At 59.9% G+C, this 16082-nt stretch carries 12 protein-coding genes; 10 read left to right on the top strand and 2 right to left on the bottom strand.

Annotation, left to right across the window (positions count from 1 at the left end):
- Positions 1-87 precede the first annotated feature (87 nt).
- The 5 genes from L0U82_RS04820 to L0U82_RS04800 all read left to right on the top strand — a co-directional run bounded on the left by L0U82_RS04820 (position 88) and on the right by L0U82_RS04800 (position 8220).
- Entirely contained in the window at positions 88-2541 is a 2454-nt protein-coding gene (locus tag L0U82_RS04820; RefSeq protein ID WP_233828852.1) for an alkaline phosphatase family protein, read from the top strand.
- A 131-nt stretch (positions 2542-2672) separates the two neighbouring features.
- Positions 2673-3998, top strand: a complete 1326-nt coding sequence (locus L0U82_RS04815) for a cytochrome-c peroxidase (RefSeq protein WP_233828851.1) — start codon at positions 2673-2675, stop codon at positions 3996-3998.
- Between the two features lie 603 nt (positions 3999-4601).
- Positions 4602-5759: a porin gene (locus L0U82_RS04810; RefSeq protein WP_233828850.1), complete on the top strand. Its 1158-nt coding sequence runs from the start codon at positions 4602-4604 to the stop codon at positions 5757-5759.
- A 255-nt stretch (positions 5760-6014) separates the two neighbouring features.
- Complete coding sequence (locus L0U82_RS04805) at positions 6015-6482, top strand: MEKHLA domain-containing protein (protein ID WP_233828849.1); 468 nt, start codon at positions 6015-6017, stop codon at positions 6480-6482.
- 121 nt (positions 6483-6603) lie between these two features.
- Positions 6604-8220, top strand: a complete 1617-nt coding sequence (locus L0U82_RS04800) for an MFS transporter (protein WP_233828848.1) — start codon at positions 6604-6606, stop codon at positions 8218-8220.
- A gap of 31 nt (positions 8221-8251) precedes the next feature.
- Here the strand turns inward: L0U82_RS04800 and L0U82_RS04795 are convergent, their stop codons facing one another.
- Positions 8252-8668: a hypothetical protein gene (locus L0U82_RS04795; protein ID WP_233828847.1), complete on the bottom strand. Its 417-nt coding sequence runs from the start codon at positions 8666-8668 to the stop codon at positions 8252-8254.
- A 126-nt stretch (positions 8669-8794) separates the two neighbouring features.
- Positions 8795-9274, bottom strand: coding sequence for a YidH family protein (locus L0U82_RS04790; RefSeq protein WP_233833125.1), 480 nt, complete (start codon positions 9272-9274; stop codon positions 8795-8797).
- Between the two features lie 591 nt (positions 9275-9865).
- Between L0U82_RS04790 and L0U82_RS04785 the strand changes: the two genes are divergently transcribed.
- From L0U82_RS04785 to L0U82_RS04765, 5 genes are all read left to right on the top strand, one after another.
- Positions 9866-11203, top strand: a complete 1338-nt coding sequence (locus tag L0U82_RS04785) for an anaerobic sulfatase maturase (protein ID WP_233833123.1) — start codon at positions 9866-9868, stop codon at positions 11201-11203.
- A gap of 169 nt (positions 11204-11372) precedes the next feature.
- The gene (locus L0U82_RS04780) at positions 11373-12863 is read left to right on the top strand and encodes an arylsulfatase (RefSeq protein ID WP_233828846.1); all 1491 of its coding nucleotides are present in this window, start codon (positions 11373-11375) and stop codon (positions 12861-12863) included.
- 125 nt (positions 12864-12988) lie between these two features.
- On the top strand, positions 12989-13780 hold the full coding sequence (locus L0U82_RS04775) for a hypothetical protein (RefSeq protein WP_233828844.1): 792 nt from the start codon (positions 12989-12991) through the stop codon (positions 13778-13780).
- A 68-nt stretch (positions 13781-13848) separates the two neighbouring features.
- Positions 13849-15075, top strand: a complete 1227-nt coding sequence (locus L0U82_RS04770; RefSeq protein ID WP_233833121.1) for a DUF3300 domain-containing protein — start codon at positions 13849-13851, stop codon at positions 15073-15075.
- Between the two features lie 29 nt (positions 15076-15104).
- Positions 15105-16046, top strand: a complete 942-nt coding sequence (locus L0U82_RS04765) for a DUF2950 domain-containing protein (RefSeq protein ID WP_233828843.1) — start codon at positions 15105-15107, stop codon at positions 16044-16046.
- Positions 16047-16082 lie beyond the last annotated feature (36 nt).

The raw sequence follows: 16082 nt of genomic DNA, 5'->3' as shown, positions 1-16082 counted from the left end.
GGCACAAAAAACACGACGATCGACAACCCACACAAGCCAGCTACGACCATGAAAAGACGCGCCTCGACACTCGCCACTCTGGGAGTCATGCTTTCGCTCGCCGCCTGCGGCTCCGATGTGGATTCGTCGAGCAGCACCGCGAGCACCAGCGCCAATGTCACCGCAACGGGCGTCGCCGCGGCCGGTGCGCCGATCGTCGGCGTCACCGTCACGGTCACCGACAGTGACGGCAAAACCACGCAATCGAGCGTCACCGACACGACCGGCAAGTTCACCGTGTCGATGACCGGCAAGCCGCCGTTCATCCTGACCGCGCCGTTCAACGACGTAGACGGCACGCCGGCCACGTTGTCCGCGGTGATCGACCCCGCGCCGACGTCGTCGGGTACCGCCACGACCGTGATCGCCAACCTGAATCCGCTCACGTCGCTGCTCACGCAGCGCGTGCTCGGCATCGTGGCCAACGGCGCGCCGACCAGCGCGCAAATCACGTCGGCGAAAATTTCCACGAGCAGCATCACCCAGGCCAACACCGCGATCGCTGGCGCACTGCAGCCGCTGTTCACCGCGTTCAACGTGCCGGCCAATGTCGTCGAGAACCCGGTCGGCACCGCCTATCAGGCGAACGCCAGCAACCCGCTCGACAACCTGTTCGATATCGCGCACTTCACGGTGCACACCGGCACGGTCGTCGCCGGCACCGACGCGAATCGCGCGCAAGTGCTGATCCCGCCGACCGGCGCGGTCTCCGGCGCGATACCGGCCGCCGCCGTGACCTCGGCGCTCGCGTTGAGCAACGGCCCGACCACCACGCCGATCCAGCACGTGATCGTCGTGGTGGGCGAGAACCAGACTTTCGACGGCCTGTTCGGCGGCTATGTCGCGCCGTCTGGCCAGACGGTCAGGAATCTGCTGTCGGAAGGCATCATCAACGCGGACGGCTCGCCCGGTCCGAACTTCGCGCAAGCCGCGCAGAACCAGGGCGCGACGCAAACCGCCTACTCGATCAATCCGACGCGCGCCGCCGCCTACTCGACGCTGCCGCAGCCGGAACAGATCGGCATCGAAAACCTGCAGACCTTCACGACCGGCGGCGGCACGCCCGACACGCGCTTCCCGGCCACGCTGCCGAACGGTCCGTTCCAGATCACCAAGTACGTGCCGTACGCGCAGCAGGTCACCGCGGTCGCGCCGTTGCTGACGCTCTACTCGATGACCGGCGATCCAGTGCACCGTTTCTTCCAGATGTGGCAGCAAACCGGCGGCGATAACAGCAAGCACGACATGTTCACGTGGGTCGCCACCACGGTCGGCCAGGGCGGCGACACGACCGGCATCACGCCGCAGAATCCGTCGCAGGGCGGCGAGCTGATGGGCTTCATGAACATGTCGGCCGGCGACGCGCCGTACTTCCAGTCGCTCGCGCAAACCTACGCGGTCAGCGACAACTATCACCAGTCGATCATGGGCGGCACCGGCGCGAACTTTTTCTCGATCGCGACCGCCGACGAGCCGTACTTCAATACCGCCGGTGCCGTCGCCACGCCGCCGTCGAACCAGATCGAAAATCCGAACCCGATGGCGCAGACGCCGAACTTCTACGAGCAGGACGGCTACGAAGGCGGCTCCTACGTGAACTGTTCGGATGCGAGCCAGCCGGGTGTCGCGCCGATTCTGAACTTCCTCGCCACGAAAAAGGTGGCGAGCAATTGCGACGCGGGCAAGTACTACCTGGTCAACAACTACAACCCCGGCTTCGATCTGAACGGCAACGTGCAGCCGATCGGTCCGAACAACTTCAACTATCCGCCGCAGACGGTGCCGACCATCGCCGAGGCGCTGGCGGCGAAGGGTGTGTCGTGGAAGTGGTACACGGGTGGGCGCACCACCAACGATCTGGCCGCTGAAACCCAACTGATCGAACTCGCGGACAGCTTGCCGGCCGCGCAGGCCTCGGCGCTCGCACAGGCGGCGCAATACAACGTGATCGGCGATCCGCTGGTCGCGTCGAGCAACGTGATGAACACGCCAGCGCTGAAGTCGAATCTGACCGACCTGACGACGTTCACCAACGACGTCAAGAACAACACGCTGCCGGCGGTGTCGTTCGTCGTTCCGAAGAACCTCGACAGCGGCCACCCGGGCTATTCGGCGCCGGCCACCTATGAGGCGTTCCTGAAGACGCTGATTGGCAATGTCCAGGCCAATCCGACGCTGTGGGCGCATACGGCGATCCTGATCACCACCGACGAAGGCGGCGGTCACTTCGATACCGGCGCGATCCAGAACCTCGACTTCTTCGGCGATGGTCCGCGTATTCCGATGCTGGTGGTGTCGCCGTACTCGCGCAAGGGAATGGTCGATCACACGTACTACGATCACGCGTCGGTGCTGAAATTCATCGAACGCAACTGGCGTCTGCAGCCGCTGTCGACACGTAGCCGCGACCGTCTGCCGAATCCGGTCACGTCGACGCAAAGCCCGTATCTGCCGATCAATACGACGTCGATCGGCGATCTGATGGCGATGTTCAATTTCTGACCGGTACGAATGATGTCGAGAAACGGTGGAGCGCTGTTGCTCCACCGTTTTTTCATTTAAACGACGCACGCATGCAGATGATTCGAGATTGCTTTAAAGCGGTGGCCAGGTTGAACGTTGCCGCGGTTGTCATGTTCATCGTTTTCGCACTCGGCGTGAGCTTCGCGACCACGGCCGCGGAAGTACTGGCGGCGAATACAGCGGCGACACCGGCTGCGAATAAGAACGGCTCTGCTGCAACAGCGAAAACAGCGCCTAAAACAGCCGCCAAAGTATCGGTACAAAGATGGGTCCGCTATCCCGCGGCCCCCGCCGAATTGAGCCCGCAGGCCCAACTCGGCAAGCAGATATTCTTCGATGCATCGCTATCGGCATCGGGCAAGATGTCGTGCGCGAGTTGTCATAGCCCCGCCAATGCCTATGGGCCACCCAATGGACTCGCCGTACAACTCGGCGGCGCCGATATGCATCACCCAGGCACGCGTTCGGTGCCCTCGCTACGCTATCTGAGCTTCACACCGCTATTCAGCCGGCACTTCTATACGCCCGCCTCCGAAGACACCGAAGACGAAGGACCGACCGGCGGCTTCATGCGCGACGGTGCCGCCGCTTCGTTGCACGATCAGGCATCGATGCCGATGCTGAATCCCAACGAGATGGCCAACCGCAGCGCGGCCGATGTCGTCGCGAAGTTGCAGCACAGCCCCTATGCCGACACGTTCAAGAAAGTATTCGGTGCACAGGTCTTCTCGCAAACCGACAAGGCCTTCGCGCACATCGGCGAAGCACTCGAAGCGTTTCAAACCGAAGACGTGAGCTTCCATCCGTACACGAGCAAGTTCGACGCGGCGATGTCGGGCAATGCAGACTTCACGGCACAGGAATTGCGCGGCTATGCACTGTTCAACAACCCGGATAAAGGCAATTGCGCGAAGTGTCATCTGGACATGCCAGGGCCCGGTGGACGGCCAGCGCAATTCGCTGACTTTTCTTTCATTGCACTCGGCGTGCCGCGCAACTCGGAGATTCCGGCCAACCGCGATCCGAAATATTTCGACCTTGGATTGTGCGGTCCCTATCGTCAGGATCTCTCGACGGAAATCGGCTTCTGCGGCATGTTCAAGTCGCCGACACTGCGCAATGTTGCGACACGCTCGGTGTTCTTTCATAACGGCCGCTTTCATAACCTGGAGGATGTGTTGCGCTTTTATGTCGAGCGCGATACCGATCCGGCCAAGTGGTATCCGAAGCGGGCCGATGGCAAGGTCGACAAATTCAACGATCTGCCGGCGCGGTATCGCGAGAACGTCGATCTGGCCGATGCGCCGATGGATCGAAAGCTCGGTGGAAAGCCCGCGTTGAACGAGGCCGAGATTCGCGACGTGATCGCGTTTTTGAAGACGCTGAATGACGGGTATTCGGTTACGGCGGGCGGCGTGAAGGCCAAGGTGCAGTAGCGCTCGTTTGGCTGGCGTGGTTTGGTTCCAACCTTCGTCGCGACGGCGTTCGTCGACGCGCGCTCACGCGATTTGTGATTCGCATATAGCACAGGGGCGAACTAATTCAACCGCGTGTTCGAGTGTGTTGGTGCGGAGCAACGCCTGCATCGTCCTCCAGTCATTCGAGGATCGCCGGATGACGATCACCGGAAGCTAACGGCACGATGAACGCAAAGTGACCTCAACACTGCAACGTGCCAACACGCGAGGCGCAGCGACCACCGCTTGCCTCCATCGCCATCCGCGGAATTCCCACTCGACGCCGATTCTTGTCAAAAGACAAAAAATATCTTTTCGCTAATCGGCGTAATCCGTTTTTTTTCGCTCCTGATAATACGTTTGCTGCCTCACATGCAGCATTTATTTATTGCTCAGAAAGCTGATTGAAGCTTTCTACCCGCTTTAACTGCCAGACATCTAACCTGACCATCCGCAAGGATGTAAGGCGGCGTCTTTAGTCGGCGCATGGCGTCTTACGAACGAATCGTAGGTATTGCTATTTCTCGGCGTCAAACGACTATTGGCGTTCAATATTGAAAGCAAAAAAGGATCGAGGTAAACATGAAGAAAAGTACTCTGTCCGTTGCCGCCCTTCTCGCAATGACGGCGGCGACTGCCCACGCGCAAAGCAGCGTCACGCTGTATGGATTGATCGACGCGGGGATTACCTATACCAACAATCAGGGCGGCCACAGCAACTGGGCGCAGACGAGCGGCAACCTCAATGGAAGCCGCTTTGGTGTGCGTGGAAACGAAGATCTCGGTGGTGGTCTGTCTGCAATCTTCACGTTGGAAAACGGCTTTAGTATCAATAGCGGCGCGCTTGGGCAAAATGGCCGCATGTTCGGCCGGCAGGCGTTCGTTGGTCTGTCTTCGAAGCAATATGGTGCCGTGACCTTGGGTCGCCAATACGACAGCGTGGTGGACTACCTCGGGCCGTTCTCGCTGACGGGTACGGGTTGGGGCGGCACTTATTTCGCCCATCCGTTCGACAATGACAACCTCGACAACTCGATTCGTATCAACAACGCGGTCAAGTACACGAGCACCAACTATGGCGGCCTCAAATTTGGCGCTTTGTATGGGTTCTCCAACTCGACGAATTTCTCCAACAATCGCGCGTACAGCTTCGGTGCGTCGTACTCGTATGGCGGTTTGAATGTCGGCGCAGGTTATCTGCAATTCAACAACGACATGAACAACCAGGCGCTGAACTCGGCTTCGGACGCTGGCGCGCAAACCGGCACCTTTGCCTTCGCCGCGGCACGTCAGCAGACATTTGGCGCGGGCATCAACTACACGTTCGGACCCGCAACGGCCGGATTCGTGTATACGCAGACGAACCTCGGTGGCACGGACAACGGCTTCGTGTCGCCAGGCCAGTCGGGTACGTCCGCCGGTCTGCAGTTCAACGCGAACAGCGCGCGCTTCCAGAACTTCGAAGGCAATATCCGCTATTCGTTGACACCGGCAATCACGATTGCCGGCGCCTATACCTACACGCGTTCGAACTTCGGCGGCGGGGTCAACCCGAACTTCAACCAGGTCAGCCTGTATACCGACTACGCGCTCAGCAAACGCACCGACCTGTTCCTTGTGTCCGAATACCAGCACGTGAGCAGCAATCCGGAAGTGACGGCGTTCATCAACGCGATTGGCAGCGCATCTTCGACGCAAAGCCAGGTCGGCGTAACGGCGGGCATTCGTCACAAGTTCTAAGTGCCGCGTTACGCTATAGCGCTGGTATCGACTCGTTGTCTGGTCGAATGCCGGCCAGCGTGTGGTACGGCGCTGTAGCTTAGGTACCGCAAGACTCAACGGTAAGTCTTTAACGCGGCTCTCGGGCCGCGTTTTTTTATATGCAATGGTCGCCACGTCGTGTCGATACACGAAATGGATTAGGTTGGCTCGGGCAAGTAAAGCGTCGATGCTGTATCGTGAGCGTTCGCTCCGTTACCTTCGATCTTCAGAAAGATGCCTTCAGAAACGCCACTCTATCTCGACACAAGCTTCTATCAGCTCCTCGCCGACAGCCACGCCCGGCTGCTGAACCGCCCGCTGGTGCCGCAACCCATGTCCGCGCAGGAAGCGACTCAATGGCTGTACGAAAGCGCGCCATTCGCCGTGCTCGCACACAACACCGCCCCCGATCCAGTCTTTATCTACGGCAATAAAGCCGCACAACACCGCTTCGAATACAGCTGGGATGAAATCACGCAATTGCCATCCAGGCTTTCCGCCGAAGCACCGAATCGCGAAGAGCGACAACAGTTTCTCGCGCGCGTGCAGCAACTCGGTTACGAGGCAGGCTATAAAGGTGTGCGCGTCACTAAATCCGGTCGCCGCTTCATGATCGAAGAAGCAACGCTGTGGCAACTTTTCGACGCGGACGGCAAACTGCATGGCCAGGCCGTTGTGATTCCGCGCACAAGCGATCTCTGATCGCATCAATCCAGACGCGAGTCGTTCGAGCAAGTTCAAGCGAAATCGCCAATAACGCCCCCCAAGCACGCTCCCACTGCTATTGCTATGCTAGTCACCATCGACCAGCACGGGAGCGCGCTTGTCCACCCCTCACCTTTCCGATAGCGAGCCGAAAACCGCCCACGTGATCGCCGCCCAGGCGAGCCCGTGCGACGAACTCATCATTCTCAGCCAGCACGCGACCGTCGACAGCACGTGCCGGCGCAAGCGTCTCGCGCTCGCCGCGACGATCCTCGGCTCCAGCATGGCGTTTATCGACGGCTCCGTCGTCAACGTCGCACTGCCCGCCATTCAGAGCGAGATCAGCGCGAGCGTCGCGGCGATGCAATGGATCGTCAACGCGTACCTGCTGTTTCTCGGCTCCCTCGTGCTGGTCGGCGGGTCGATGGGCGACAAGCTCGGGCGCCGCACGGTGTTTATCGCGGGCGTCGGCATCTTCACGCTGGCGTCGGCTGCTTGCGGATTCGCGCCGAATGCGGGGGCGCTGATCGCCGGACGCGCGGTGCAAGGTATCGGCGCCGCGCTGTTCGTCCCCAGCAGCCTCGCGATCATCGGTGCCACCTTCGAAGGCGAGGAGCGCGGACGGGCGATCGGCACGTGGGCCGGCGTCGGCGCGATCACGTCGGCGGTCGGACCGGTCGCGGGCGGCTGGCTCGTCGACGCGTGGTCGTGGCGCGCGATCTTCTTCATCAATCTGCCGCTCGCCGCCGCGACGATTGCGCTCGCGATGCTGTCGGTGCCGAACAGTCACGACGCCGACGCGACTGATCGGTTGGACTGGACCGGCGCGCTGAGCGCGGCAGCGGGACTCGCCGCGCTCACCTATGGCTTGACCGAGGCGTCCGCGCATGGCTTCGCGCATCCGCTCGTGCTGTGCGCGATCGCGGCCGGCGTACTCGTGCTGGCCGCGTTCGTGATGATCGAAGCGAACAGCCATCATCCGATGATGCCGCTCGACGTATTCCACTCGCGCGATTTCACCGGTGCCAATCTCGTCACGCTGCTGCTCTACTTCGGCCTCGGCGGCGTGCTGTTCTTCCTGCCGTTCACGCTGATCCGCGCGCATGGCTATACCGCAACCGAAGCGGGCGCGGCGCTGTTGCCGATGCCGGTCATCATCGGTCTGTTGTCGCGCTTCACCGGCGGCCTGACGGACCGCTTCGGCTCGCGTGCGCTATTGACCGTGGGCCCGGGTGTCGCGGGTCTCGGCTTCCTGATGCTCGCGCTGCCGTTCATACGCGGCAGCTATTGGGCCGGTGTGTTCCCCGCGCTGACGGTGCTCGGCCTCGGCATGACGATCACCGTCGCGCCGCTGACGACAACCGTAATGAGCGCGGTGTCGGTCGAGCGCGCGGGCGTCGCTTCGGGCATCAACAATGCAGTGGCGCGCGTGGCGAGCCTGCTGGCGATCGCGGTGCTCGGCATCGTGTTCGTGTGGTCGCACGACGCATCGTTGTCCGCGCGGCTCGACGCGCTGCATATTCCTCAGGACGCTCGCACGAGTGGGCAACTGCTGCAGCCTGACGCGCAAACCGGAGCGGCTGCGGGCGACGCCCATCAGCAGCAGCCGGCACCCGTGGCGATAGCAGAAGCCGCCGCCATCGCCGACGCGCTGCGCGCCGTTGCGCTGGTGTCCGCTGCGTGTGCGTTCGCGGGAGCCGCGCTCGCGATGGTGACTATTCAGCGCCGCAAATGAAGGGCTTACGCGTCGCGATTCCGAAACGCCATCAAGGTAGCGTTGATCCGCGCTTGTGGATGAAGTATCTGGCGATACGGGTCACGATACCGCGCAGGATCAGATAAGGAAGAATCGCGAGAACGAAGGCGACAAAGACTACGCCGAGGGGGTACACCGTATGCACGACGATGATCTGAAATACGATGTCGAGAATCATCGCGAGAATGAATACCTTGCCGACGCTTCGCCATCCTTCTCTCGCCATGCGAAGCCGCCGGCTGCCATCGCTCATCATCGTCCAGAAGTATGGCGAACGACCCGCTCTGGCATCCATCAATCCGGATCGGATTGCAAGGATCGTTGCCACCGTGGGTTGCAGGAAAAGCCGGAACCGGAACGGGCCGGTCACCCGGTCCGTCATGACCTCGAAAACTCGCACCCAGTAGTCGTGCCAAAGCACTAGCATCTTTTCCTCTCACTCGTCACGGGTCAACGGCGATAAGCTTGGCCCCATACATCGAGCCGATCTGGCGACATGCACACCGTCGCATCGTATTGCGCATCAACAGCCGCGCTCACCCATCGCCAATCCCTAAAGCAACCGGATGACGATGCTCACAAAAGTAAACGTTCCTGTTACCGCCATCACCAGCGCGACAAAAAAACTAGGCCGCCACACGCTATAACGTTGGAACTGACTCAGATCGACAATCGTTCGCCAGTACTCGATCGTGCCCATTACCATCGCAACCGTGCCCATGCCGGTCAGAAACAGGCCCACGCGTCGCGCGCTATGCGGATGCGACATATGCGCGCCCATCTCCTCATAGCTCTGGAGAATCTTGTATATCGTGAAACCGAAACTGATCATCGACAGCGAAGTTCGAATCCATGCCATCAGTGAGCGGTCGGCGGCCATCAGCGTGCGCTTCGTCGCGAGGTCCGTCCGATCCACTGCCAGTTCATTTGTCGAGCGTACCGGCGCGCTTTCCACGTCAGCTCCCTGCATGTTGCGCCTCAACAGAAGTGCGAGAAAAAGAACTGCTGGAATAGCGAAGTGGCCGTTGAACATCGGCACGCGCGCAAAGAATCCGCGTGCTCGCGACGCCGTTTCAGTCTAGTGCAACACAGATGCTCGTGCGAGAGCTTTGCGACATGGAGAAGCCGCGCGATCGAAAGTACAGGGTACTTGTAAAGCGAGATCTGACTTATTGAATAAGCCAGTTAATACAATCTTTCGAATTAGCCAATCTGGTAACAGTACTTTTGCGAATCAGACTATCTAATAAACAGCAGGCATAAAACTTCGCGCGACGAGTACCCAATTTCCCACGCAATCAATCCATCTGCGCGAATTCGCTACTCAACGAAATTCGTTTTCATTGCCGCCGTATGCTATAACAATCACGAGAGTAACCATCACCAGAGTCCACGCGTAAAACGTGCCACGCGCGACTCTGTTACGTTCCCGTCACCTTTATTCGAAACGCACCGCTTAGCGTTTCGACGCCAGATTCCGTGCGTACGGGACAATCCGGAATACGCTAACAAGCAAACGGAGATCACCGTGACGGATTTGAACTCGCCGTTTCGTGCTGTCACAGCCAGGAGCGGTGATCGTTCAAGCGGTGAAACACCGTCAAATGCTCCACCGTGTTTTCATCTGCTGGCAAAGCCTAGTGGGTCCACTTGCAATATCGATTGCCAGTATTGCTTCTTCCTGTCCAAAGACGCGCTGTATCCGGATGGCAAGCACCGGATGTCGGACACTACGCTCGAAACCTATATCCGTCAGTTGCTGGAATCGCATCGCACACCGCATATGACAGTCGCGTGGCAAGGCGGCGAGCCCACGCTGATGAAGGTCGAGTTCTTTCGCAAAGCCGTCGAACTCGTCGATAAATTTCGCAAGCCTGGGCAGGTCATCAAGCATACCTTTCAGACCAACGGCATCCTGATCGATGATGAATGGGCCAGCTTCTTTCGGACACACGACTTCCTCGTTGGCTTGAGTGTCGATGGGCCACGATCGCTGCACGACACCTATCGCGTCGATCGCCATGGGCATGGGACATTCGATCTCGTGATGCGTGGCCATCAGCAGCTGAAGCGCCACAACGTCGAGTTCAATATTCTGTGCACGGTCAACGCCGCCAATCAGCATCATGGCCGCAGCGTCTATCGGTTCTTCCGCGACGAACTGGACGCGAAGTGGATGCAGTTCATCCCGATCGTGGAACGCGCTACCGAACAGACCATCGATCTTGCCAACCTCGGCTGGCGGCAACAGCCGGGGCGCGAACGCGTGCTGTATACGCAAACCGGCGATCGCGTCACCAATCGTTCCGTGGGCGCGCGGCAGTACGGGCAATTTCTCGTCGACATCTTCGAAGAATGGATCCGCCACGATGTAGGCCGCGTCTACGTGCAACTCTTCGACGTCACACTGGAGTCGTATTTCGGGCGTCATCTGCTCTGTATTCACGCGCCTACTTGCGGGTTAGGCCCGGCGCTCGAATATAACGGCGATCTGTATTCCTGTGATCATTTCGTCGAGCCGGGCTATCGGCTCGGCAATATCCATGACACGCATATGCGCGACCTGATGGCGTCGCCCGAACAGCTCGAATTCGGTTTGAACAAACGCGAATCGCTGACTGCGCAATGCCGCAACTGCGAAGTACGCGCATTGTGCAATGGCGGCTGCCCGAAGGACCGCTTCGCGCTTTCACGCGATGGCGAGCCAGGCCACAACTATCTGTGTGCCGGCCTGGAACTGTTCTTCGCGCACTCGCGCGCCGCGATGCAGACCATGGCGAGACTGATTCATCAAGGCCGTCCCCCGTCCGACGTGATGGCGCGCACGATCGCCGAGGACAAACGTCGCGGACCCTACACGCCCTGCGCGTGTGGAAGCGGCCAGAAATTCCGCTTTTGCCACGGCAGCCGAGCCCCCGACACGCTGCTCGACGCCGGGTTTGCGCAAAGTCGTACGTCTTGATGGGCAGGTCGCACCTGTGCAAGTTGACTGCGGTTGCACCACCTGTTCGGCGGGTGGCATGTAAATAGACGGATCATGAATCGTTGATGATTTCTCCGCAGTCGATGCTGTCTTCTGGCCAGGGCTGTGCATAGGTGACCTGGCTCCTACCTGAAAGGAAAAGAAGATCATGGCAAGCAAGCAACCCAATATCCTGATCCTGTGGGGCGATGACGTCGGCTGGTGGAACATCAGTTTCAATAGCCGCGGACAGATGGGCTATCGAACGCCGAACATCGATCGCATCGCCAACGAAGGCGTGGCTTTCACCGACTACTACGCGCAGCAAAGCTGCACGGCCGGGCGAGCCGCTTTCATTACCGGCCAGAATCCGATCCGCACCGGCTTGACCAAGGTCGGTATGCCCGGCGCCGATATCGGTCTGATGGACGAAGACCCGACGATCGCGGAATTGCTGAAGCCGCTGGGCTACACGACGGGCCAATTCGGCAAGAACCACCTGGGCGACAAGGACAAGTTTCTTCCGACCGTGCATGGCTTCGATGAGTTCTTCGGCAATCTCTATCACCTGAATGCGGAAGAAGAGCCCGAGGACCCCGATTATCCGAAGATGCCGGAATTCAAGAAGCGCTTCGGGCCGAGAGGCGTACTGCACTGCCATGCCGACGGAAAAGGCGGCCAGACGATCGAGGACACCGGCCCGCTGACTAGAAAGCGCATGGAAACGATCGATGAAGAAACGACCGATCGTGCGCTCGCATTCATCGACAAGGCGCATCAGTCAGGCACGCCGTTTTTCATGTGGTACAACACAACGGCGATGCACTTCAGGACGCATTGCGCGGAAAAGCACAAAGGCAAGAGCGGTCAGGGCGACTATAACGACGTGATGGTCGCTCACGATGAGAACATCGGCAGAATGCTTGCCAAGCTCGATGAACTCGGTATTGCCGAAGACACCATCGTGATGTACTCGACGGATAACGGGCCGCACTACAACAGTTGGCCTGACGCCGGCATCACGCCGTTCCGCTCGGAGAAGAACACCAATTGGGAAGGTGGCTGGCGCGTGCCGGCCTTTGTCCGATGGCCGGGAAAATTCCCCGCGGGGACGGTACTCAATGGCATCGTCGCACATCAGGACTGGATGGTCACACTGCTTGCGGCCGCGGGAGTACCGGACATCAAGGAGAAACTTCTGACCGGACATAAGGCGGGAAGCAAGACCTTCAAGGCTCACCTCGATGGCTTCAATATGCTGCCCTACCTGTGTGGCGAAGTCAGCGAGAGCCCTCGCCAGTCCTTCTTCTACATCAGCGATGACGGCGACATTCTGGCCATCCGCATGAAGGACTGGAAAGTGGTGTTGCAGGAGCAACGCGCAACACGGCTGCAGTGCTGGGCGGAGCCATTCGTTCGCTTGCGCATTCCCAAGATGTTCAATCTTCGGCGCGACCCGTTCGAAAGAGCGGACGAAAGTTCGAACACGTACTGGGATTGGGTGATATCGCACGCTTATCTGGTGTATGCGATGCAGGCAATCGTTGCGGGAGAGATCGACGAATTCAAAGCATTTCCCCCACGTCAAAAGCCGGCATCGTTCAACCTGGATGCGGTACTGCGACATCTGGAAGATGCGAGCGGAAGCGGCGCCCACTGATCGGCGAGTTGAGACGCAAAAGAAACGCGGCTACTGTTCTCACGAACCATTCGAGCCCTATCGGAGGCTCGAATGATTCGGCGTGACGCATGCTGCGCAGCGTACCGACACTTTGCGAGGCGGTCATGCGAACGCAAGCGTGGCATCTGCAATCTTCTCCGGTAATGGGCACATTGCTGTTCGCGCTGTGCGCATCGGCGAATGCGCAGGAACAGCCGGCCGCAACGCCGGCAGCCAGCACGTGGCAGTTCACCGTGACGCCTTATTTCTGGTTCGCGGGACAGAGCGGCACCATGCGCGTCGGCAACGTGATTCCGGCACAGAACGTCAATGCGCCTTTTTCTGATATCTGGCGCAACCTCAATTTCGGCGTAATGGGTACGTTCGAAGCGCGAAAGGATCGCTGGAGCATCATCGTCGATGGCTTTTACGTCAGCGTGGGCAAGACTTCGGATCCGATTCTCGGCGGCCAGTTGGGCACGGCGAGAGCGAAGCTGGATAACGGCGTGCTGCAGGTCGCGGGCGCCTATCGCGTGCTGGAAAGCAATACCACGCCCGTGGATGTACTGGCCGGCTTGCGCTACACGAATCTCAACGCCACCTTGTCTTTTTCATCCAGTCCGCTATTGCCGGCGGGCGCCGAACGCAGCAGAAGTGTGAGCTGGGTCGACGGCATCGTCGGCGTGCGCGGCACTTACCAGTTCTCTGAAAGATGGTCGGTCATGGGCTATGCGGATGTCGGCGGAGGCGGCAGTAATCTCACCTGGCAGCTCGTCGCGGCCGCCTTCTGGGACATCAACAAGACAGTCAGTTTGTCCGGTGGGTACAGGATACTCAGCCAGGACTACAACACATCGTCGTTCTACTACAACATCAGGACAGCGGGCCCGTTTGCCGGTGTACGAATCCGTTTCTGAAGCGGGGAGAACTGATCGTGAAGTCATTATCGGAACATCTGACAAACATCGGATCGAAGCTGCGCGCGATGCTCGTCGTCACACTCGCCACGCTCATCACAGTCGCCGTGTCGGGCGCGGCGTGCGCCCAGGGCGCCCCCAAGCTGTCGAACCAGCAGCTCGATTCACTCACTGCCCCGATTGCGCTTTACCCCGATGCACTGCTTGCTCAGGTGCTGATGGCGGCGACGTTTCCGCAGGAAGTCCAGTCCGCCGCGCAATGGTCGAAGGCGAATCCCCAGCGCAACGGCGACGACGCAGTCAAAGCCGTATCGTCCGAGCCCTGGGACCCGAGCGTGCAGTCGCTGGTGGCCTTTCCGCAGGTGCTGGCGACCATGGCGTCGAAGCCGGATTGGGTCGATCAGATCGGCAAGGCATTTCTCGCGCAGCCGAACGACTTGATGGATTCGGTGCAGCGCTTGCGCAAGCAGGCACAGCAGGCGGGCAATCTGAAGTCCAGCGAGCAGCAGAAAGTCGTCATCGAACAGAACACGATCCAGATACAGCCCACTAATCCGCAGGTCGTGTACGTGCCGACTTATAACCCGACGGTCGTCTATGGGCCGTGGCTTTATCCGGCTTATCCGCCCGTCTATATTCCGCCGCCACCCGGATATGCGATCGCGGCCGGCTTTGCGACCGGACTCGCGTTCGGTGCGGGAATCGCCGTGACCAACTCGCTGTGGGGCGGTGTCGATTGGCATGGCGGCAATGTCAACGTGAACGTGAACCGCTACAACAACATCAACGTCAACAATCGAATCAACGCAAACGGCGGCACGACGAACTGGAATCGCAATAGCAGCAATTTCAATAGCAATAATTTCAATAACGCGCAGCACAACGCTTATCGCGGCTACGACAGTTCACGCGCGCAAGCGATGCAAACGCTTCAGAACCGCACAGGCGAGAACCTCGGCGGCTCAGCGAACCAACGCCTGCAAGACATTCAGCACGGAGGCGGCGCGAACACCAACGATCTGCGTAATAGCGCGCAAAGCATGAATCGCGATAACGCACTGCGCGGCGCGGGCGATGGCAACGCCGCGCGCCAGGACATGCAGCGCGGCGAAGCGAGTCGCAGTCAGTTCGCGAGCGACAACTTCGGCGGCAACCGATCCGGTGGCGAGCGGTACGGTGGTGGAGACCGCGGGGGCGGCGGCTTTGGCGGTGGTGGTGGAGACCGATACGGTGGCGGTGGCTTTGGCGGTGGTGGTGGCCGCTTCGGCGGCGGCGGTGGCCGCTTCCGCCGATAAACGAACGATCTGTCAGGAGAACAAGCGTGATGATCTACTTCTGTAAAGGTCGCCCGCTGCGGCACCGGGTATCGCACCGCTCTCGCCTCGCGGCTATTGTCGCGCCGCTCGTCGCGTCGCTGATCGTGCTCGCGACCGTACCACGCGCCGACGCACAGGCAGTCTATGCGACGCCGGACGAAGCGGCGACGGCTTTAGTGGATGCATTGTCGAGCAGCGATCCAGTAGCGCTCAAGCATGTACTCGGCAACGACTTCAAGCGCTTCATTCCCCAGCAGAACATCGGCCACGACGATATCTACGACTTCCTCGGCGCGTGGTCTCAAGGTCACGAGATCGTCAACGATCCGCCCGCCGGCGCGCGCCATACGGCTCATCTGCGAGTCGGCGAAAGCGGTTGGACGCTGCCCATTCCGCTGTTACAGGGACCGCACGGCTGGCGTTTCGATCCGCCGGCGGCAAGAGACGAAATGCTGACGCTCAAGATCGGACGCAACGAGCGCGCGGCGATGCTGTCGTCACTCGCGTATCTCGATGCCCAAAGCGACTATCGCAATCTGACGGGGCACTACGCGCAGCGTCTGATCAGTACGCCCGGCCAGCGCGACGGCCTCTACTGGCCCGCCGCGCCAGGCGAAACACAAAGTCCGCTGGGGCCGCTCGTGATCGCGATGCGGCAGAATTCGCCGATTTCGGCCGAGGGCTACCACGGGTATCACTTCCGGATTCTGAGCCGGCAAGGCAGTCATGCGAGCGGCGGCGCCGAGAACTATGTGCAGAACGGCGAGATGACCAAAGGCTATGCACTGATCGCGTGGCCTGCCCACTACGGCAAAACCGGGATCATGAGTTTTATCGTGAATCAGGACGGACAGCTCTACCAGAAAGACCTCGGTCCCAATACGGCACGCACCGCGGCTGCACTCGGCGCATTCGATCCCGATTCTTCCTGGCAGCAGGTTCGACCTTGATCGCTGTTGATGCAGACTCTTTGTCCGTCACGTTCC

The organism is Paraburkholderia sp. ZP32-5 (assembly GCF_021390495.1).
In the GTDB taxonomy this organism is placed as follows: domain Bacteria; phylum Pseudomonadota; class Gammaproteobacteria; order Burkholderiales; family Burkholderiaceae; genus Paraburkholderia.
This window is presented reverse-complemented; position numbering and strand designations above follow the sequence as displayed.

What these genes read in the sequence shown, in the direction of transcription:
- L0U82_RS04820 (WP_233828852.1), top strand. Translation starts at nt 88, where the DNA reads ATGCTTTCGCTCGCCGCCTGCGGCTCCGATGTGGATTCGTCGAGCAGC.
- L0U82_RS04815 (WP_233828851.1), top strand. Translation starts at nt 2,673, where the DNA reads ATGTTCATCGTTTTCGCACTCGGCGTGAGCTTCGCGACCACGGCCGCG.
- L0U82_RS04810 (WP_233828850.1), top strand. Translation starts at nt 4,602, where the DNA reads ATGAAGAAAAGTACTCTGTCCGTTGCCGCCCTTCTCGCAATGACGGCG.
- L0U82_RS04805 (WP_233828849.1), top strand. Translation starts at nt 6,015, where the DNA reads ATGCCTTCAGAAACGCCACTCTATCTCGACACAAGCTTCTATCAGCTC.
- L0U82_RS04795 (WP_233828847.1), bottom strand. Translation starts at nt 8,668, where the DNA reads ATGCTAGTGCTTTGGCACGACTACTGGGTGCGAGTTTTCGAGGTCATG.
- L0U82_RS04790 (WP_233833125.1), bottom strand. Translation starts at nt 9,274, where the DNA reads ATGTTCAACGGCCACTTCGCTATTCCAGCAGTTCTTTTTCTCGCACTT.
- L0U82_RS04780 (WP_233828846.1), top strand. Translation starts at nt 11,373, where the DNA reads ATGGCAAGCAAGCAACCCAATATCCTGATCCTGTGGGGCGATGACGTC.
- L0U82_RS04775 (WP_233828844.1), top strand. Translation starts at nt 12,989, where the DNA reads ATGCGAACGCAAGCGTGGCATCTGCAATCTTCTCCGGTAATGGGCACA.
- L0U82_RS04770 (WP_233833121.1), top strand. Translation starts at nt 13,849, where the DNA reads ATGCTCGTCGTCACACTCGCCACGCTCATCACAGTCGCCGTGTCGGGC.
- L0U82_RS04765 (WP_233828843.1), top strand. Translation starts at nt 15,105, where the DNA reads ATGATCTACTTCTGTAAAGGTCGCCCGCTGCGGCACCGGGTATCGCAC.